Annotated in this window: 18 protein-coding genes; 5 read left to right on the top strand and 13 right to left on the bottom strand. The window is 73.1% G+C overall.

Translation table 11 applies throughout. From position 1 onward, the window contains the following. Window positions 1–279: 279 nt before the first annotated feature. The 3 genes from GSF22_RS15545 to GSF22_RS15555 all read right to left on the bottom strand — a co-directional run bounded on the left by GSF22_RS15545 (window position 280) and on the right by GSF22_RS15555 (window position 3,377). Complete coding sequence (locus GSF22_RS15545) at window positions 280–621, bottom strand: RNA polymerase-binding protein RbpA (protein ID WP_208814296.1); 342 nt, start codon at window positions 619–621, stop codon at window positions 280–282. Window positions 622–826: 205 nt separating this feature from the next. Next, entirely contained in the window at window positions 827–1,972 is a 1,146-nt protein-coding gene (locus GSF22_RS15550; protein WP_208814297.1) for a hypothetical protein, read from the bottom strand. Between the two features lie 58 nt (window positions 1,973–2,030). Next, window positions 2,031–3,377, bottom strand: a complete 1,347-nt coding sequence (locus tag GSF22_RS15555) for an MFS transporter (RefSeq protein ID WP_208814298.1) — start codon at window positions 3,375–3,377, stop codon at window positions 2,031–2,033. 69 nt (window positions 3,378–3,446) lie between these two features. On the opposite strand from GSF22_RS15555, the gene GSF22_RS15560 reads away from it, so the two are divergent. From GSF22_RS15560 to gltX, 4 genes are all read left to right on the top strand, one after another. Further along, window positions 3,447–4,100, top strand: a complete 654-nt coding sequence (locus GSF22_RS15560) for a TetR family transcriptional regulator (RefSeq protein WP_208814311.1) — start codon at window positions 3,447–3,449, stop codon at window positions 4,098–4,100. Window positions 4,101–4,159: 59 nt separating this feature from the next. Then, window positions 4,160–5,506 carry a flavin-containing monooxygenase gene (locus tag GSF22_RS15565; RefSeq protein ID WP_208814299.1) on the top strand — a complete coding sequence of 449 codons (1,347 nt, stop codon included), beginning with the start codon at window positions 4,160–4,162 and terminating at the stop codon, window positions 5,504–5,506. Continuing rightward, entirely contained in the window at window positions 5,503–6,321 is an 819-nt protein-coding gene (locus GSF22_RS15570) for an SDR family NAD(P)-dependent oxidoreductase (protein ID WP_208814300.1), read from the top strand. The genes GSF22_RS15565 and GSF22_RS15570 overlap by 4 nt, the downstream gene beginning before the upstream one ends. Window positions 6,322–6,405: 84 nt before the next feature. Next, window positions 6,406–7,863, top strand: coding sequence for a glutamate--tRNA ligase (gltX, locus tag GSF22_RS15575; RefSeq protein ID WP_208814301.1), 1,458 nt, complete (start codon window positions 6,406–6,408; stop codon window positions 7,861–7,863). Window positions 7,864–7,969: 106 nt separating this feature from the next. Here gltX and GSF22_RS15580 read toward each other — a convergent pair whose 3' ends face one another. The 10 genes from GSF22_RS15580 to GSF22_RS15625 all read right to left on the bottom strand — a co-directional run bounded on the left by GSF22_RS15580 (window position 7,970) and on the right by GSF22_RS15625 (window position 17,586). Beyond that, window positions 7,970–8,527 carry a winged helix-turn-helix domain-containing protein gene (locus GSF22_RS15580; RefSeq protein ID WP_307804018.1) on the bottom strand — a complete coding sequence of 186 codons (558 nt, stop codon included), beginning with the start codon at window positions 8,525–8,527 and terminating at the stop codon, window positions 7,970–7,972. A gap of 445 nt (window positions 8,528–8,972) precedes the next feature. Then, the gene (locus GSF22_RS15585; protein ID WP_244367472.1) at window positions 8,973–9,482 is read right to left on the bottom strand and encodes a molybdopterin-dependent oxidoreductase; all 510 of its coding nucleotides are present in this window, start codon (window positions 9,480–9,482) and stop codon (window positions 8,973–8,975) included. 179 nt (window positions 9,483–9,661) lie between these two features. Then, window positions 9,662–10,933, bottom strand: coding sequence for an RNA polymerase sigma factor (locus GSF22_RS15590; RefSeq protein ID WP_208814302.1), 1,272 nt, complete (start codon window positions 10,931–10,933; stop codon window positions 9,662–9,664). Window positions 10,934–10,940: 7 nt separating this feature from the next. Further along, window positions 10,941–11,279 (bottom strand): YciI family protein, encoded by a 339-nt coding sequence (locus GSF22_RS15595; RefSeq protein WP_208814303.1) that lies wholly within the window; start codon window positions 11,277–11,279, stop codon window positions 10,941–10,943. 136 nt (window positions 11,280–11,415) lie between these two features. Then, window positions 11,416–12,396, bottom strand: a complete 981-nt coding sequence (locus GSF22_RS15600) for an aminoglycoside phosphotransferase (protein WP_208814304.1) — start codon at window positions 12,394–12,396, stop codon at window positions 11,416–11,418. Between the two features lie 79 nt (window positions 12,397–12,475). After that, window positions 12,476–13,252 (bottom strand): alpha/beta fold hydrolase, encoded by a 777-nt coding sequence (locus GSF22_RS15605; protein ID WP_208814305.1) that lies wholly within the window; start codon window positions 13,250–13,252, stop codon window positions 12,476–12,478. A gap of 32 nt (window positions 13,253–13,284) precedes the next feature. After that, window positions 13,285–15,126: an alpha/beta fold hydrolase gene (locus tag GSF22_RS15610; RefSeq protein WP_208814306.1), complete on the bottom strand. Its 1,842-nt coding sequence runs from the start codon at window positions 15,124–15,126 to the stop codon at window positions 13,285–13,287. After that, a complete protein-coding gene (locus tag GSF22_RS15615; RefSeq protein WP_208814307.1) occupies window positions 15,123–15,725 on the bottom strand; it encodes a TetR/AcrR family transcriptional regulator in 603 nt (200 codons plus the stop codon). The genes GSF22_RS15610 and GSF22_RS15615 overlap by 4 nt, the downstream gene beginning before the upstream one ends. Window positions 15,726–16,233: 508 nt before the next feature. After that, window positions 16,234–16,848 (bottom strand): DUF1062 domain-containing protein, encoded by a 615-nt coding sequence (locus GSF22_RS15620; protein ID WP_307804020.1) that lies wholly within the window; start codon window positions 16,846–16,848, stop codon window positions 16,234–16,236. Between the two features lie 273 nt (window positions 16,849–17,121). After that, complete coding sequence (locus GSF22_RS15625; RefSeq protein WP_208814309.1) at window positions 17,122–17,586, bottom strand: HNH endonuclease; 465 nt, start codon at window positions 17,584–17,586, stop codon at window positions 17,122–17,124. A gap of 82 nt (window positions 17,587–17,668) precedes the next feature. Between GSF22_RS15625 and GSF22_RS15630 the strand changes: the two genes are divergently transcribed. Further along, a partial coding sequence (locus GSF22_RS15630) for a helix-turn-helix domain-containing protein (RefSeq protein ID WP_208814310.1) occupies window positions 17,669–18,534 on the top strand: 866 nt, incomplete at its 3' end.

An 18,534-nucleotide genomic window follows, 5' to 3' on the forward strand; every position in this document is an offset into this window, starting at 1 on the left:
GGCCGGGGTGGTGGCGGCGCGGGTCGCGCAGCGGCGGATGTCGTCGATGGTGGCGGCGGAGATGTTCGGTCCGCGCCGGGTGCGGGTGCGTCAGGGCGCGCCGACGGACGGTCCGCAGCCTGCGGCGGCGGAGCCGGGGGCGGCCATCGAGGGGGAGATCGTTTCGCCCCGCTGATCGGGTGTCGCCGTGGCGGCCGCCGGTCACGGGTGTTCCGTACACACGTCGGCCCCCGACCGGAGAGTTCCTCCTGTCGGGGGCCGACGTGGTGGTGCGGGTGTTCAGATGCGGCCGCGGCGGGTGCGGACCTCCTGGAGCCGCTCGTTGAGGATGTCTTCCAGTTCGGCGATGGAACGCCGCTCCAGCAGCATGTCCCAGTGGGTACGCGGCGGCTTGGCCTTCTTCTGCTCCGGCTCACTGCCGTCGACCAGTCGGGCGGTGCTGCCGTCGAACTTGCACTCCCAGGTCATCGGTACCTCGGCGTCCACGGCGAAGGGCACCTCGAACTGGTGGCCCTTGGCGCACAGGTACTCCCGGGTCTGGCGGGGCGCGAGCTCGGTGTTGCGGTCGGACTCGTAGCTGACTGCGCCGAGGCGGCTGCCCCGCAGCATGCGCTCGCCCATGATCGACTTCCCCTCGTTCGGTGGTGCTGGTCTTGTCGGTGCAACAGCGCCCACCGGCCGGGGGATTCCCGTCCGGGGCGCGAGGTGCGGGTGGTCAAACCCTTCGAGGGTAACCGCACATCCTGGTAGCTGCTCGGTCTCTCCCCGGTCGACCCGCCGACCCGGCCCCATGTTATGCCACAAACAGCGGCAAACCCGACACGGGTCAGGTGTCGGCGGGTGGACCGGCGACCGACTGCCGGGCCGCGCCGAGGGCAGCCAACGCGGCGGCCAGGTCACTGACCTGCGCGGAGAGCTGGGTAACCCGGTGCTGTGCGCTGTCCCGCTCGGCCTCGACCGCCTCCAGGCGGACCCGCAGCCGGGTGAGCTGCTCCTGGGCGTCGGCGGCGGCGTGGCGTACCCCGGTCAGCTCGGCGGCGACCCGGTCGCGTTCGGCGGTGGCCTGCGTGGCCTGCGCCCGGGCGGCCTGCGCGGCGGCGTGGGCGGCGGCGGCCTCGGTGCGGGCGGCTTCGGCGTCGGCGCGGGCCCGGGTGGCCACCGTGGTCGCGGTGGTGGCCGCCTCGACCGCGCGGGCGGCCTCCTGCCGGGCCGCTGCGGTCTCGGTCCGGGCGGTCTGCGCGTCGGTGAGGGACCGTTCGGCGTGGGCCGACGCGTCGGCGGCCTGCCGGGCGGCCCGTTCGGCGTCGGCGAGCGCCGCGTCGCGGGCCCGTAGCACCTCGGCGATCTGCCGTTGCTGCGCGGCGTGCTCGGCGCGCAGCACGTCGATCTCCCGGCGCGCGGTGTCCCGGTCGCGTTCGGCCTGTACCCGCAGGGCCTCGGCGGCGTGGGCGGCCCGGCGGGCGGTGTCGGCGGCGGCGTGGGCGTCGCGTTCGGCCTGGCCGGCCTGCGCGGCGGCCGTGTCGGCCGCCGCCGCGCGGGCCAGCGCCGCGTCCCGTTCGGTCTGCGCCTGCTCGGCGCGCAGCGTGGCGGCGGCGACCCGCGCGGCGGCGTCCTCGGCCTCGGCGCGGGCGGTGTCGCGTTCGGTCTGCGCGTCGGCGACCTGCGCGGCGGCCTCGGCCCGCACCTGCGCCAACTGCCGTTCCACCCCCACCGGGGACAACTCGGCGTGCAGGGCCTCGGTGAGGGTCGCCACGGTCTGGTCGAGCCGGTCCACCATCTCCCAGGTGCGGGCCACCTGCCCGGCCAGGCCGGGGGCGTTGCGGTGGCGCATCCGGGTGTTGCGTGACGCCCGCTGGCAGGCGCCGTCGTTGTCACGGCAGTAACGGAACGGGCGTCCGGCGGCGGCGCGTTGCGGCACCGGACGCCCGCAGTGCGCGCAGGGCCGCGTGTCGGCGGCGGCGGGGGTGTCCATCGAGGGCGAAGTCTAGGTGGTGGCCGGTCGCGGGGCGCGGTTCACCGTCGGGTGGCGTTCACCGCGCGGCGCGGGCCGCGCGGTCCAGGGTGTAGTGCCGTTGCAGTGCCACCGCCGCCAGCATCACCACCACCGGCAGGGCACCGAAGCCGTAGCGGACCGCCGCGAGCGCCGTGGACGACTGGACGACGGTCTCCCCGGCGCGGCTGGCGGCGAACCCGCCGACGGTCAGGCACAGCGCGTAGGCGTAGGGGCCCAGTGCCGCGCCGGTGGCCTCGGCGGCGGTCCACACCCCGGTGTAGGTGCCGGCGCCGGTGCCGGTGGTGTCGGCGCGGATCACGTCCGGGACCATGGAGAACGGCAGGAGCTGCATGCCGGCGAACGCCACGCCGAGCACCGCGACGGCGGCGACGAGGACCGGCAGGCCGGCGGGGCGGCCGACGGCAAGTACCGCGCTGCCGGCGGCGAACGCGGTCTGGGCGGCCAGCAGGGCGCGTTGCTTGCCGACCCGGCGGGCGACCGCCAGCCAGCCGGGGGTGACCAGCAGGGCCGGGGCGACGAACGCGGCGACCAGCACGGTGGTCAGGCCGGGCCGGCCGAGTTCGTACTCGGCGTAGTAGGGCACGCCGGCCAGTACCAGGTGGGTGGTGGTGGACATGGCCAGGTAGGCGCCGACGAGCCAACGGAACTGCCGGTTGGCCAGGGCGGTCCGCAGGGACCGCCAGCCCGGCGGGGCGTGTCCGGCCGGGCTGGGCAGGGCGGCGGTCGTGTGCAGGCGGCCGATGCCGGCGACCCCGACGGCCATGGTGGCGGCCATCGCCACGGCCAGCAGCAGCGCCATGCGCAGGTAGCCGGCGCGGGTGGCGTCGTCACCGCCGGTCAGCAGCGGTGCGGCCACCCCGGCGGCGAGGATGCCCAGGGTCAGCACCACCATCCGGAACGCCATCAGCCGGGTACGTTCGTGGTAGTCGATGGCCAGGTCGGCGGGGGTGGCCAGGTAGGGCACCTGGTAGGCGGCGAACAGCAGGTTACCGGCGGTGAAGCCCACCGCGACCCAGGCCGCGGCCGGGGCGCCGGTCAGTCCGGCGGGTACGGCGAACAGCGCGACGAACGCCACCGGCAGGGCACAGCCGAGCAGCAGCAGCCGACGGCGGTGGCCGTGGCGGGCCCGGTCGGTGTCGGCGCGGTGACCGATCCAGGGGTGCAGCACCACGTCGGCGACCTTGGGCAGCAGCAGGGCCACGCCGGCCAGCCAGGCGTCCACGCCGAGGATGTCGGTGAGGAAGTACAGCAGCAGCAGTCCGGGCACGGTCACCCACACGCCCATGCCGACCGAGCCGGTGGCGAAGCCGACCAGCGGGCCCCGGGGCAGGGTGGTCGCCGGTGGCGGGTCGAACCCGGTCATGGTGGTCCTCTCCTCGCCGCGCCAATCCAACGGTCGCTGGATTGTAGGGGGACAATGGGCGGCATGACCATGCCCCGACGCCGACCCGGCCGGCCCCGCCGTGACGAGAACCTGCAGACCCGGGAGCGGGTGCTCGCCGCGGCGACCGCCCTGTTCGCCGCGCGCGGGTTCGACGCGGTCGGGCTGCGCGAGGTCGCCGCCGCCGCCGGTGTCGACGTGGCCACCGTCGCCCACCACACGGGTACGAAGGCACAGCTGTACGAGGCGTGCTTCGCGCGGGTGTTCGCGGCGGAGAAGGTGGTGCTGGAGCAGGCGGCACGGCGGGTACGGGCGGCGGCGCGGGCGCGTCCGCGACAGACCCTGGCCGGGTTGCACGAGCTGGTCGACGTGTTCGTGGACTTCCTGGAGCAGCGTCCGGAGACCACCGCCCTGTGGCTGCGGCGCTGGCTGGAGCCGCACCGGCACGCCGACCTCGACCAGCGGTACGCGGCGCCGCTGTACGAGCTGGTGGAGGCGCTGCTCGTCGAGGCGGCGGCGGCCGGTTCGCTGGTGGAGCCGACGCCGCACGTGGCGGTACGCAGTCTGGTGTGGGCGGTGCACGGGCACGTGGTGGCCCTGGCCGCCGACGATCCGGGCGGGGCGGCTGAGCGGCAGCGGTTCCGGGCGTTCGTGCACCGCTGGCTGGACGCCCTGTACGCGCCCCCGACCGGCGGCGAGTCTTGACGGGCCGCCGGCCCGGTCGGCATTATCCATCGCGTGTTGGATAAATTCCGGGTCCGCCGGTGACCCCCACCGTCGCGGTGATCGGTGCCGGCCCCGCCGGCCTGGCCACCTGCAAGGCGCTGGCCGACCAGCGGATCCCGACGGTCTGCTTCGAGGCCACCGACACGATCGGCGGGCTGTGGGCGTACGGGTCACCCGGCTCGGCCGCCTACCGCACCCTGCACCTGAACACCAGCCGCCGGCGCACCGAGTTCGCCGACCACCCGATGCCGGCGCACTGGCCCGACTACCCCGACCACACCCGGGTCGCGGCGTACCTGCGCGACTACGCCGACCGGTTCGCGCTGACCGGGATGATCCGCACCGGGCACACCGTCACCTCGGTCACCGCCGCAGGCGACGGCACCTGGACGGTGCGCGCCGAGACCGCCGACGGCCCGACCGAGGTGGTCGTGGCCGCCGTGGTCGTCGCCAACGGCCACAACCGGGTACCGCACCTGCCCGACCCGCCACCGGGCGAGGCGACGTTCCGGCAGATCCACAGCCACGCCTACCGCGACCCCGAGCAGCTCCGCGACGCGCGGGTCCTGGTCGTCGGCGGCGGCAACTCGGCCATGGACATCGCCGTGGACGCCTCCCACGTCGCCCGGGCCACCCTGCTGTCACTGCGTCGGGGCGTGTGGGTGGTCCCGAAGTACCTGCTCGGCCGCCCCTCGGACACCCTCAACGGGGCCCTGGCCCGGCGGCTGCCGTGGCGGCTGCGCCAGCGGATCAGCCAGACGATGCTCACCGCCACCGTCGGCGCGCCGACCCGCTACGGGCTGCCCGCCCCCACACACGGCCTCCTGCAGGACCACCCGACGCTGTCGGACGCCCTGCTGTCCCGGCTCACCCACGGCGAGGTCACCGTCCGGCCCGGCATCGCCGGTTTCGACGGTGACCGGGTCACCTTCACCGACGGGCGCAGCGACCCGGTCGACCTGCTGGTGTGGTGCACCGGCTACCGGGTCGACCTCCCGTTCCTCGACCCCGCCCTGCTCGGCGGCGGCGCACACCGCCTGCCGCTGTACCGGCACGTGTTCCACCTCGACGCCCCCGGGTTGACGTTCGTGGGGCTGATGCAGTCCACCGGTGCCGCGCTGCCGGTGGTGGAGGCGCAGGCCCGGCTGGTCGCCGCGCACCTCGCCGGCCGGTACGCGCTGCCCGACCCGCAGCGCCAACGCGCCGACTGCGCCGCCGAACTGCGCGCGGCCACCGCCCGCTGGGGGCAGCGCCGCCCGGCGATGCGGATCGACTTCGACGTCTACCTGGCGCAGCTGGCCCGGGAGTTGACCGCCGGTGCCCGCCGCGCGGCCCGCGCCGGCACGGCGTCGTCGTCGCGCACCGCTGCGTCGGTGGCCCGGTGAGCGGGCTGGCCGGGCGGCGGGTGCTGCTCACCGGCGCGCGGGGCACCTTCGGCCGGCAACTGGTGACCGACCTGACCGCCGCCGGCGCCCGGGTCGTCGGGGTCGACCTGACCCCCGCCGAGGCACCGGTGCCGGTGATCGGCGTCGACCTGACCGACCCGGACGCGGTCGCCCCGGCGGTGGCCGCCGCCGTCGACCGGCTCGGCGGACTCGACCTGCTGATCAACAACGCCGGGGTCGGTGGCCCCGCCCCCGCCGAGGCGCCACCCGACGAGACGGTGGCCCGGCAGATCGAGGTGAACCTGCTGGCCGCGTGGCGGACCACCGCCGCCGCCCTGCCCGCCCTGCTCGCCACCCGGGGGCGGGTGGTCTTCGTGGCCAGCCGGATGGCGGTGCTGCCGCTGCCCCTGGCCGCCGCGTACGGGGTCAGCAAACGGGCCCTGGTCGCCTACGCCGACGCGCTGCGCCTGGAGGTCGGTACCCACGTCGGGGTGAGCGTGGTCTACCCGAGCATGGTGGCCTCGCCGATCCACGACAGCACCGCCCGGGCCGGACTGTCCCTGCGGGGGGTGTCCCGACCGGAGCCGGTGGCCGGGGTCAGCGCGGCGATCCTGCGGGCCGCGACCGCCCGACGGGCACCCCGGGACGTGGCCACCACCACCCGGGGACGACTGGAACTGGCGCTGGCCCGGCACGCCCCGGCGCTGGCCGACCGGCTGGTCCGGCGTACCGTGGCCGCCCGGGTCGCCGCCGGTGACCTCGACGGCGCGCCGCTGGCCGCCGCACTGGTACGCCGCCACCGCGACCGGTCCTGACGTCCGGTATCGCCCCGTCGGCACCCGGCTGGGGCGCTCGGGCCCTACCGGGGCGGGCGGCCGGGGATGGTCTACGGTAGCCGGGTGTCGAACGAGCAGAACCCCGCAGGCGGGCAGCAGGTCCGGGTCAGAATCGCGCCGTCACCCACCGGCGACCCGCATGTCGGTACGGCGTACGTCGCCCTGTTCAACCTCGCCTTCGCCCGCCGCAGCGGCGGCCGGTTCGTCCTGCGGATCGAGGACACCGACCAGACCCGCTACGTCGACGGCAGCGAGCAGCAGATCTTCGACACCCTGCGCTGGCTCGGCCTGAACTGGGACGAGGGCCCGGATGTGGGCGGCCCGTACGGCCCGTACCGGCAGTCGGAGCGGCTGCCCCGCTACGCCGAGGTCGTCGAGACCCTGATCGCGCAGGGGCTGGCCTACCGGTGCTGGTGTTCGTCGGAGCGGCTGGCCGAGATGCGGACCCGCCAGCAGCAGCTCAAGCAGCCCACCGGCTACGACCGCCTGTGTCTGGGCAAGACCCGCGACGAGCGGGCCGCGCTGCCCGGGTTCAGTGAGCCGCCGGTGGTGCGGATGCGGGTACCGGAGGAGGTGCCCGCGTTCCAGGACCTGGTGCGCGGGGAGGTGCGTACCCCGCATCCGGACGACCAGGTGCTGCTGAAGGCCGACGGGTTCCCCACCTACCACCTCGCGGTCGTCGTCGACGACCACGACATGGGGATCACGCACGTGGTCCGGGGTGAGGAGTGGATCAGCTCCACCTCCAAGCACATCCTGCTGTACACCTGGCTGGGGTGGCCGTTGCCGCAGTTCGCGCACCTGCCGCTGCTGCGCAACGCGGACCGGTCGAAGATCAGCAAGCGGAAGAACCCGGCCGCCCGGCTGAAGTGGTTCCAGGAGGAGGGGTACCTTCCCCAGGCGCTGGTCAACTTCCTCGGCCTGATGGGGTACTCGCAGCCGGACCTGGAGGAGATCTTCGACTTCGACGCGATGTGCGCGTCGTTCGACTTCTCCCGCGTCAACACCGTCGGCCCGGTGTTCGACATCGACAAGCTGAACTGGCTCAACGGGCACTACCTGCGGTCCCTGCCGGTCGAGGAGTTCCTCGCGGCGGCGCAGCCGTTCCTGCCGGCCGGGGTCGGTACGCAGGACCTGCGGTGGATCGTCACGGCCCTGCAGGAGCGCACCAAGCGGTTGTCCGAGCTGCCCGAGCAGTTGTCCTGGCTGCACGACGGCCCGGTCACCGTCGACGTGGAGTCGTTGACCCGCAAGGGCCTGCCCGCCGACGGGGCGGCCAAGGTGCTCACCCGGCTGGCCGAGGAGCTGGCGCAGGTGACGCCGTTCGAGCCGGCGCCGGTCGAGGCGGCGCTCAACGCCTTCTGCGAGACGGAGGGCGCCAACCGGCGGCGGCTGTTCATGACCACCCGGACCGCGCTGGTCGGCGGGCCGGTCTCGCCGCCGCTGCACGAGACCATCGCCGCGCTCGGGGCCGAACGTACGGCCGCCCGCCTGCGGGCCGCGGCGGAACTGCTGGGCTGACCCGTCCCGGCGATCATGGAGTTGTGGTGGCCGACCCGTGCCGTTTCGCGGCTTCTGTGGGGCACCACAACTCCATGATCCACGGGCTGGTGTGGCATCGGACGGTTCAACCCTGAGGGGGCGCCAGGACCACGTCGGCCCCGTCGTGCAGGCGGTAGCCGACACCCCGGACCGTGGTCACCAGGGGGCGACCGTCGCCGACCTTCGCCCGGAGTCGCTGCACGTGCACGTCGACGGTCCGTTCGCCGACGTGCACGCTGCCCCAGACCGCGTCGAGCAGTTGCCGCCGGGTCAGCACCTGCCGACGGTTACGGGTGAGGTGCAGCAGCAGGTCGAACTCGATGCGGGTCAGCGCGACGGGATCACCACCCCGGTACACGGTGCGGGAATCGGGGTGTACGTGCAGCCCGGCGGGGTGCGCCCGACGCCCGGGCGGGGGCGCGCCGGCGTCCCGGCGGGCCGACACGTCCACCCCGGCAGCCGGTAACGCCGTCGCGGGGCGGTGGCTGCGGTCGAGTTCGGTGAGTTGGCGCAACAGGTCGAGCACCGCGGCCGAGTCCCGGCTGACGGCCGGTCCGTCCGGGCTGAGCCGGATGGTGACACTCATCGTGTACACCGGGGCGGCGGGGTCGGCGTGGTGCGCGGTGCGGGCGGTGAGGGGCACAGCGGATTCTCCTGATCGGGGGGCGTGACGACCCGCCGACGCGCGACGGGCGGACAACCCGTGCGCGCCGGTGCGCACGGGTACGGAAAGTGGTGGTCCGGACCGGGTACGGCGGCCGGCAGGGCCCAGCCGCAGCGGACCACCCGGTGGCGGTGCCCGGGTCAGAAGGGACAGCGGGCGCCGCCGTGGCCGACCGGGTCGACCACCAGGCGGACCGACAGCGCTCCGGCCTGTGACTGCATGTCACCGATGCTGTACCCAGTGTCGCCTGTTGTCAATGTGACCGATGTTGCAACGCGACGACCCCGCCGAGTGCGAACGCAGCCGGGCCGTCGTGTGGGACACCCCCGCTGAGCCGGCCTGCCCCCCTGCCGGGCACAGCCGCACAGTTGCGACTCGTCACCGCAGCGCTGCGCGCGGACCGGTCGATGCGGCCGGCGCCACGTCAGGCAGACGTGGGTGCGGTGACCCTCACCGGATGCCGGACCACCCCGTCGAACAGGTACCCGAACGTGTTGTACCCCGACAGCGTCGGCCGCCCGGCGCCGGTGTCGACCTCGACGGTACGGATCGCCCCGTCACCGGACCAGGACCGTCCGCGCAGCAGCACCTCGACGCCGGCGGGGAGCACCGCGTGCCACGGCAACAGGCACGCCCGCACCGACTGTCCCTGCTGGTCGGTGAAGTGGCGCCGTGCGTTGCCCGCGCACTCGATCAGCGCGGTGTCCTCCCGCGCGGGCAACGCGCGCAGGTCGTCGTAGCCGAACTCGACCGGTTCGTCGCGTCCGGGCTGGCCCCGCAGGCCACTGCCGAACAGACGCGGCCGCCAGGTGTCGACGTCCAGCAGCGGGGTGCGGGTGTGGTTGCGGACGAAGAACCGGTCGGTGGGGACCACGTACCCCTGCCCGGCCATGGCCGCCCAGCACAGCTCGGCGTTGGTGTCGTGGCGGGTCAACACACCCTGCGGGAGGGCTTGACGATCGGTGGCGACGGTTCGGCCGGTGCCGGGGAGGATGTCATCAGACGCCTTCCGTTCAGCGGACAGCGAATCCTATTGAATCAGTAGGAGTTCGGCCGGGTCGGCCCGCCTGACGTCAGACGGGCCGGCCCACGGTGGCACCGCCACCACCCCGGTCAGTCGACGCACGACCGGCTCTCGACCGCCCGCAACCGCTGTCGCAGGTACGTCCGCTCCGGTTCCGTGCCAACCAGGTCGAGCGCCTCCCGGTAGGCGGCTGCCGCGTCGGCGTGCCGCCCGAGCCGGCTCAGCAGTTCCGCCCGCGCCGCCGGGAACGGGTGGTGGCCGTGCAGCCGGGGATCACCGGCCAGAGCGTCGAGCAGGACCAGACCCGCGTGCGGACCGTCACGCATGGCCACCGCCACCGCCCGGTTGAGGGCGACCACCGGGGACGGGGTGAGCGTCACCAGCACGTCGTAGAGCGCCACGATCTGCGGCCAGTCGGTACCGTCCAGGTCGGGGGCCTCGTCGTGCAGGGCGGCGATCGCCGCCTGCACCCCGTACGGGCCGGGTGGCCCGCCGGTCAACGCGACCAGCACCAGGTCCCGCCCCTCGGTGATCATCGCCCGGTCCCAGCGGCTACGGTCCTGCTCGTCGAGCATCCGGATCCCACCGTCGGGCCCGGTACGGGCATCCCGCCGGGCGTGCACGAGCAGCATCAACCCCAGCAACCCGGCGATCTCCCGCTCGGCGGGCAGCAACCGGCGCAGGATCCGGGCCAGCCGGATCGCCTCCTCGGCCAGGTCCCGCCGCTGCACCTGCGGGCCGGAACTGGCCGCGTACCCCTCGGTGAAGATCGAATAGATCACCTGGAGCACACCGGGTAGCCGGTGCGGCAACTCGCCGGCACCGGGCACCCGCAACGGGATCCGCGCCTGGATGATCTTGCGTTTGGTCCGGACCAGCCGCTGCGCCATGGTGGCCACCGGCACCAGGAACGCCCGGGCCACCTCGGTGGTACTCAATCCGGCCAGGTAGCGCAGGGTCAGCGCGGCGCGGGCGTCGGCGGGCAGCGCCGGGTGGGCGCAGGTGAAGAAAAGCTCCAGCCGCTCGTCGGGCAGTTCCGGGTCGTCGTCTGCGCCGGACCGTCCGGCCCGGTCGGCTTCGACCTGCAACAGGGCCAGCCGGGTGGCGTAGGTGCGGTCACGGCGCAGCCGGTCCACGGCCCGCCGCCGGGCCGTGGTCAGCAGCCACGCGCCGGGCCGGGTGGGCACCCCGTCGACCGGCCAGTGCCGCAGCGCCGCCTCGACAGCCTCCGAGGCGACCTCCTCGGCCAGGTCCAGGTCACCGAAGCGGCGGGCGAGGGAGGCCAGCAGCCGGCCGTGCTCCTCCCGGAACAGCGCCTCGACCGACGCCCCGACCGACGCTGTGGTCCTCCGCTCGCCCACCACGGCCTCAGAACTCGGCGACCGGTCGGACCACGACCGCACCGCCGCCACGGGAACCGGGGCAACGGGCCGCCCATTCCAGGGCGGCGTCCAGATCGGGTACGTCGATGATGTCGTACCCGCCGAGGACCTCGCGGGTCTCGGCGAACGGCCCGTCGGTGACGCTGCGTGCGCCGTCGGCGCCGACCTGGACGGTCGTGGCGGTGGTCAGGTCGCTCAGGGCGTGGCCGGACACCCACACCCCGGCGTCCTTGAGTGCCCTGTCGTAGGCCACCCAGTCGTCGAAGACACACTGGTCGGCCACGTCGGCTCCGGCGGCGCTGTAGATCAGCAGCAGGTACTTCACAGGTCGGTCCCCCTCGGTGCGGTCTGCCGACCCGGCACGTCCGGGTCGGGGTACACCGTCACGACGAACGGGACGCCGCCGGATCGACACACCGCGCCGAGAATATTGCCCACCCCGCCCGAAGGACACGCCGTGCTCAGAGCACGGCGAGTGCTTTGACGATGTTCCGTTCCGCCAGGTCACGCATCCACCGCCGGCTGGGGAAGTCGGTGTCGGCGAGGCGCAGCGGACCTTCGATCAGGGACAGCACCTGCGCGTACCGGTACAACTCCAACCGGCGCGGGTCGCACCCGACCGGCCGCAGCGCCGGGTACGCCGCGCCGAAGCGCATCCGTAGCCAGGCGTGGTCCCATTCGACGTCGAAGTACGTCAGGCCCTCGACGTCGATCACCACCGGTTCGCCGGCCGGGGTGACGAGCACGTGGTCGGGACCGAGTTCCCCGTGTACCAGCGCGTAGACCCGCCGTACGGTCACCGCGGCACGCAGGTGCCGTACGTGCGCGGCGATCCGGTCGTGCGCGTCGGCCAGGCGGGGATCGCGGGTGGCTGCGGCGTCGAGGGTGCGCAGCGCCCGGTCCACGACGATGTCCTCGCAGTCACGGTGGTGGCCGGCCGGCCCCCGGGCCACGTCGGTGAGCCGGCCGGGGCGCGGACCGTGGGTGGTGTGCATGCCACGCAACGCCGTACCGAGCGCGTCCAGGGGCGCGGCAGCCGCGGCGGGACCGCCGGTGAGCAGATCCTGAAGGCGTCGCGTGCCGGCGTCCTCGACCAGCGCGGTGTCCGCGTCGAGGTAACGGCCGTCCCGGTCGAGCATCAGCAGGCGCGGTACCCGTACCCCCGCGTCGGTGAGCGCCGCGTGGTTGGTGGCGAACAGGTCCGCGCCGGACGCGTCGGTGAACGGGTCGTCGTCGGTACCGTCCGGTGCCGGTGGCCAGTAGTTCTCCGCCGCCGTCCAGGCGTAGAGCACCACGGTCGTCCGGTCGTCGAGTTCGAGCCGGTAGACGCCCTTCCTGGTGCCGCCGGTCAGTCGGCGCAGGGTACGCAACCGCCGGCCGGTGCCGAACACGTCGGTCACCAGGTGGTGCAGGTCGCCCAGGTGCAGGAAGTTGCGGGGCACGGTCGTCTCCTCCCGGGTCGGGCCAGGGCCACCCCGCGACCGGGCGGGCGGCCCGCGAGGGCCCGTGTGGATCGGCCGGTCACCAGCCGGCCCGACGCAGCGCGGCGGTCAACCGTGGGGCGATCAGGTCCGTGGTGGCCAGGGCGCCGATGTGGTCCTGTCCGTCGAACTCGATCACGTCGAAACCGAGGCCACGCAGTTGCCCGGTGTACGCGCGGACGTGGCGGGCGATGGCGGCTCCCCCGACGAAGTCGTACATCCGGCAGTCCGGTTCGCAGTCCCGGCTGCCGTACCACAGGATCTTGGGACCGGTGAGGGCGGCCAACGCGGCCCGGTCGTCGCGGCGGCCCCACAAGCGGTAGAGCAGCCGGCCGAGGTGGTGCTCGGCGGCCCGGTCGGGGAGCCCGGCCTGGATGAGGGCGGCCCGGGCGCCCTCCTCGAACCCGAGCCAGTAGTCGCTGCTGGCGAGCAGGGGGAACCCGCCGATCAGGAGTCCGCTCGCGCGGTCGCTCAGCGGGGCGAGGAAACCGGCCAGGGCCGCCATGCCGGAGTACCCGGCGAGGACGAAGTCGGGTACCCCGGCGGCGTCGGCCACGGTGTGCAGGTCGCTGATCTCCACCTGCGTCGGGTAGGCGTCCCAGATGGTCGGCTCCCACGGGCCGCCGGCCTCCTCGTCGGCCTCCATCACACCGACCACCTGCCGGGGTTTGTACCGCACGACCCGGTACCGGTCGGCCAGGGCTGCGGCCAGCGCGGCGAACTCCCCGCGCAGCCGGGCCGGAAAGACGATGGCAGGTCCGTTCCCGGTGGCTTCGTACCAGAGCCGGTACCCGTCGGTGGTGGTGGCGACCGGCAACGTGTCCTCCCGCGTGTCCGTGTGTGCGGAGGTCAGGCTAGTTGACGCTCCACCGTGGATGGCCCCGTTTCGGCTCGGGCTGCCGGGGCGCGGTCGATGGCGCGCGCGGTCTCCGTGGGATGGGTCAGCTGGGGATGGTGCCCGGCGCCGGAGATCGTTGTCACGGACACGTGCGTGAGGCCGTCCAGCAACCGCCTGGCGTCGTCGGTGAGCGGATCATCCGCCCCGACGATCAGGTGCACCCGTCCCGGGTGGTGGGCCAGTTTCTGCCGCAGCGCGCGGCGCCATCGCTCGTCCCGGGTCGCGGCCAGCAGCGACGCCACGGTGGCGTTGACAGTCCTGCGACGCAGGTCGGTGACGCTGGACGCCAACGCCCTGCCGTGCGCGCGGCTGCCCGTGAGCCGTTTCGACAGCGCCACCGGGTCGACCTTCTTCAGGTACGAGCGGGTGAGCGGGGTCAGGCGGGCCGGGAAGCCTGCCCGCTGTTGCAGGAAGAACGGCGAGACGAGCGTCAGGTGGGGTACGTGGTGGGCGGCGGTGGCCGCGAATTCGAGCGCCGCCGCCGCTCCGACCGAGTGCCCGATCAGGTGGGCGCCCGGGGAGTTGGCCAGGAGCGCGGCGAGCCAGCGTGTCCAGTCCGCGCGACCGCGGCCCGACGTCATACCGAGGCCGGGCAGGTCGACCGCGCGGGCCTGCCCGATGGTGCGTGCGACGTCCGCCCAGGTGTCCGCGTTGACCGGTAGCCCTGGCAGGATCACCTGTGCCGAGCCGGGGGTGCCGACCTCGAAGGTGTGGATCCCGGCGGGCTGAACGAACCGGCGGTCGGCTTCCGGGGCGCTTCCGAAGCGGTGGGCGGCGAGGTGGTCCGCCCACCGGTTGATCGACGACGTGGTGTCAGGCATCTTCAGGTCACGCTCGGCCGCCCACGTCTGCGCCGGCCCGGTGGGATACCGGTCGGCGGACAGAAAGGTCAGGGTCTCCGGGTCTGCCCCGGTCAGCGACGGGGGGAGCCGCTTGATCGCGGAGACCGGGATGCGTAACCGTGGCACCTTGACCTGGTAGTGCTGCCCGATCCGGGCGAGCAGGTCGGGCAGGGCCGGGGTGTCGTCGTCGAGGATCCAGTACGACCTGCCGGCCGTGCTCGGATCGGTGGGGAGTTCGCTCATGAAGCGGGCGAGGTAGTCGACCGTCACCACGGGCACGAAGGTCGAGGAGTCGCCGGGCAGCGCGGTCAGGGTGCCCTGCCAGAGTTCCTTCAGGTTGGCGGCCATCCCGATCTGCTGGTCGGACTCCCCGGTGGCGCTGTCGCCGATGACCGTGCAGGGGTTGACGATCGTCCACGCCACTCCGAGCTGTTGCGCGAGGGCCTTCAGCACGGTGTCGGACTCGACCTTCGACGCCTCGTAGGCGCCGAGGGTGCTGTAGGTCTGCTCGGCCAGCTCACGGTTCCACGGCACCGTCGTGTGGTCCTGACCGCCGACGCGGTAGCCGGACACATGGACCAGGCGATCCAACCGTGGCAGCGTCGCGGCGAAGCTGACGATCGCCTCGGTGCTGTGCACGTTGCCCCTGCGGGCCTCGTCGTTGCTCATCCCGAACCGGTACGCGCCCGCGCAGTTGTGGATCTCGGTGACGTCCGTGGTCGCCGAGGGATGGTCGCGCAGCAGACCGGCCTTCCCGAAGTCGACGCGGACGTCTGCCGGTGCTGTCGTCACCCCGTGAGCGGCCAGCCACTCGGTGAGTCGCTCGTACGACTCCCGGCTGCGGTTGGCGGTGGTCACGCGGACGCCGGCGCGGTGCAGAGCGAGGATCAGGTGTCGTCCGATGAGCCCTGACCCGCCGAAGACCAGCGCGTGTCGACTGCTGGTGGTCATGTCGTCTCCAGGTCGGTGTCGAGCGGGCGTCCGTCGAGGACGGTGGCGAGGACCCGTGCCGCGGCGTGGACCGGGTCCGGACTGCGCTGGGCGCGCGAGAGGATCACGGCGCCTTCGAAGCTGCTCACGATGGCGGTCGCCAGCGTCCGCGCTGACGTCGGCCCGTAGCCCGTGGCGGTGAGGTAGTCGGTCAGTGATGCGATCCACGACCCGAACGCGGTGGCGCACGCGCTACGCAGTCGTTCGCTGGCGGCACCCATCTCCAGGGTGACCACCGAGACCGGGCACCCGAGTTGGTAGTCGCTGTCGGTCAGGAGCGACGTCAGTACCTCGGCGATGCCGTTGATCATCGCGCGTGGTGACGTCGCCTGGTGGATCGTGTCGTCGACCAGGAGGCGGAACTGCCGCGCGGCCAGGTCGACGGCCTGCTCGCCGAGCGCTTCCTTCCCGTCGGGGAAGTGGAAGTAGAGCGAGCCCTTCGGCGCGCGGGCGTGTTCGGTCACGGTGTTGAGCCCGGTGCCGGCGTAGCCCTGGACCTGAATCAGTTCCAGCATCGACTCCGTCAGCCGGGCACGGGTAGCTGCACCCTTGGTTGCCATGCAGGAGACACTAGACCGGTCTACATATTTTCCGCAAGCCGGGGTGTCGTCGGCTTTCCTGGCGCGCGTCCACCGCCTGCCGGCAACGGCATCGCGAGGCAGGGTCCTTCCACGGGCTTCCGGGGGTGGGCCCGTCGCCGGCAACGCCCGCTGGAGGCATGCCTTCGCCCACCCGACCCTATTAATGGATTGCATTAGCGGATAATCCGATAATCAGCATGGACGAAGCGGGCATATCGACCATGCATCATAATGACAGTTATTGTGCGTAAGGATTCACGGTGGTGTAACCGGTCGGCCGGACACCCCGCCGACCACACACACCACCGGTCGGCGGGCCACGGTGGCCCGCCGACCGGTGGGCCGCTCCACTGCGAGCTGGGTGCGGACCTTCATCAGCGGGTTCAACGACCGCCGGAGCCGCCCCTGGACGGGCGACCCGCTCAGGCCCTCAACGACGGCCCTCTCGCACGGATGCTGGGGGACCGCGCACCATCCGGCCCGCCGGCTACACCCTCGCCGTCACGGTGAAGCTGAACCCGACGCTCGTCCGACGACGCAGCGAAACGTCACACCTGGTCCGGCGCAGCACCTCGCTCCTGCTGAGGCCGAGGCCATGCGCGATGAGCCGCTCCGGGCGCACCGGCACCGGATCCTCGAAGGCGACCCGCACCCTGGCCGGCCACACCGGGCCGTGCCCTTCCGACGCAGTGTCCAGCTGCCAGGCCCCCCTCCAGTCCAGGGTGAAGCGGTGCCGCCGGGCGAGCAGCGGATCCAACAGTCGCGACGCCACCAGCTCCGGATCATTCGCGTGGTAGCCGTCGAGCTCGGCCGGCTCGACGGACCCGACCGGCGCCCGCTCGCGCACGGTGAGCTTGCTCGTCCGATCGCAGGACACGCAACGGACCAGCAGCCACACGTCCAGCAGGTTGCCGTTGGCGTTGACGCGGAACCTGCCATCACCGGTGGTGGCCGACGCCGACCGGCAGTCCACGCACCGCAGCGACAGCAGAGGCAGCCTGGTCCGACGAACGACCCAGGGCAGCACGATATGAGGTTGTGAAGACATGGTCTCTCTCTGATCTGACACGAGGCCGATTGGGCGCGGCCTCGAACGCCGCATGACCGGGCGCGCACGGACAGCCCGGCAGAGCCGACGAAAGGGTCGGCTCACGGTGAGCGGAAGGTGTCAGATCTCCAGAGCAGGCGGGGTCACGCGGTTGTCCTCTGTCCTCACTCGACGGGGCCGCAGACAACCTAAGGGGCCCCGGAAGAAGGGCTCAAACAATTTTCGACGACGGTGGACCCGGCGCCGCGAACCATCACCACACCGGTCCGAGACGCGGTTCGTGACGGCATCCGCCGCAACGCCCCCAGCCCGGCGACCGGACGGGTGTCAACCCACCCGGCCGTACGCCGCCTGCGCCTGCGCCACCTCCACGGCCTGCCGCTGCCGCCACCGGCGCTGCGCCTCCCGGTTGCACACCCGGCAGACCCGCCGGTACCCGCCGGTGGACTCGTCGACCTCCCGGTCGTGCCCGTTGCGGCAGGTGGGGGAGAGGCGCCGGGTACGGCAGTTCTCCGCGTGATCGACCTGCCGCAGGTGCGTCGGCTCGATGCAGTCCTTCACCCCGCAGGTGTGGTCGACCTCCAGCGTCGGGTCGTAGTCGCCGACGAAGACCGCGTACGCGGCGATGTGCGCCCACGCCCGACCGGCGACCTTCTGGTACACCCCCCGGCGGGTGCCGTACCCGTGGACGACCAGGCACCCACTGTCCACCCGATGGGCGCGTTCGAGCAGGTGACGGCGCAGGCTTTCCGGGGTGAAGTGCCGGGACAGGCCCCGGACGTGGCTCAGCATCCGCCGAACGTACACCACCCTGAATGCTTACTCCGGTGTGTGGGTTGACACTCCAGCAACGTCAGGGTTGATCCTGACCGACGTGACCGACCGCACCCACCTGTTCACCATCGGGCAACTCGCCGACCGCACCGGCCTGTCCGTACGCACCATCCGCTTCTGGTCCGACACCGGCGTACTCACCCCGACAAGCCGGTCACCCGCCGGGTACCGGCTCTACGACGCCCGGGCCGTCGCCCGACTGGACCTGGTACGCACCCTGCGCGACCTGGGCCTGGACCTGGACACCATCGGCCGGATCCTGGCCCGGCAGACCACCCTCACCGACGTCGCCCGCGCCCACCTGCACGCCGTGGACACCCAGCTGCGCACCCTGCGCCTACGCCGGGCACTCCTGCGGTCCATCACCACCCGGGACAGCACCATCGAGGAGTTGAGCATCATGCACCGACTGGCCCGACTCTCCACCGAACAACGCCAACAGATGATCGACGACTTCGTCGACCGGGTCTTCGACGGCATCGACCCACACAACCCCGGCGCGCACCTGGCCACCGCGATGCGGCAACTACCGGCCGAACTACCCGACGACCCCACCACCGACCAGGTCGACGCCTGGCTGGAACTCGCCGAACTGGTCGCCGACGCCGACTTCACCCACCGGGTACGACAGATGGCGGTAGCCGGCACCGACCCGACCGCCGACCCCGGGCCACAACCGGACCCCACGCTCGTCGTCACCCACGCCGGACGCGCACACACCGACGGCGTCGACCCCCGCTCACCGCAGGCCCGCCCGATCCTCGACCGGATCATCGACCCCGGCACGCCCACCGACACCCGACGGCACCTGGCCGACACCATCGACCTGTTCACCGACCGCCGCGTCGAACGGTACTGGCAGCTGATGGCCGTCCTCAACGACCGCCCGTCGTTCCCACCCGCCGC

It is taken from the genome of Micromonospora echinofusca (assembly GCF_017614955.1).
Classification (GTDB): Bacteria; Actinomycetota; Actinomycetes; order Mycobacteriales; family Micromonosporaceae; genus Micromonospora; species Micromonospora echinofusca_A.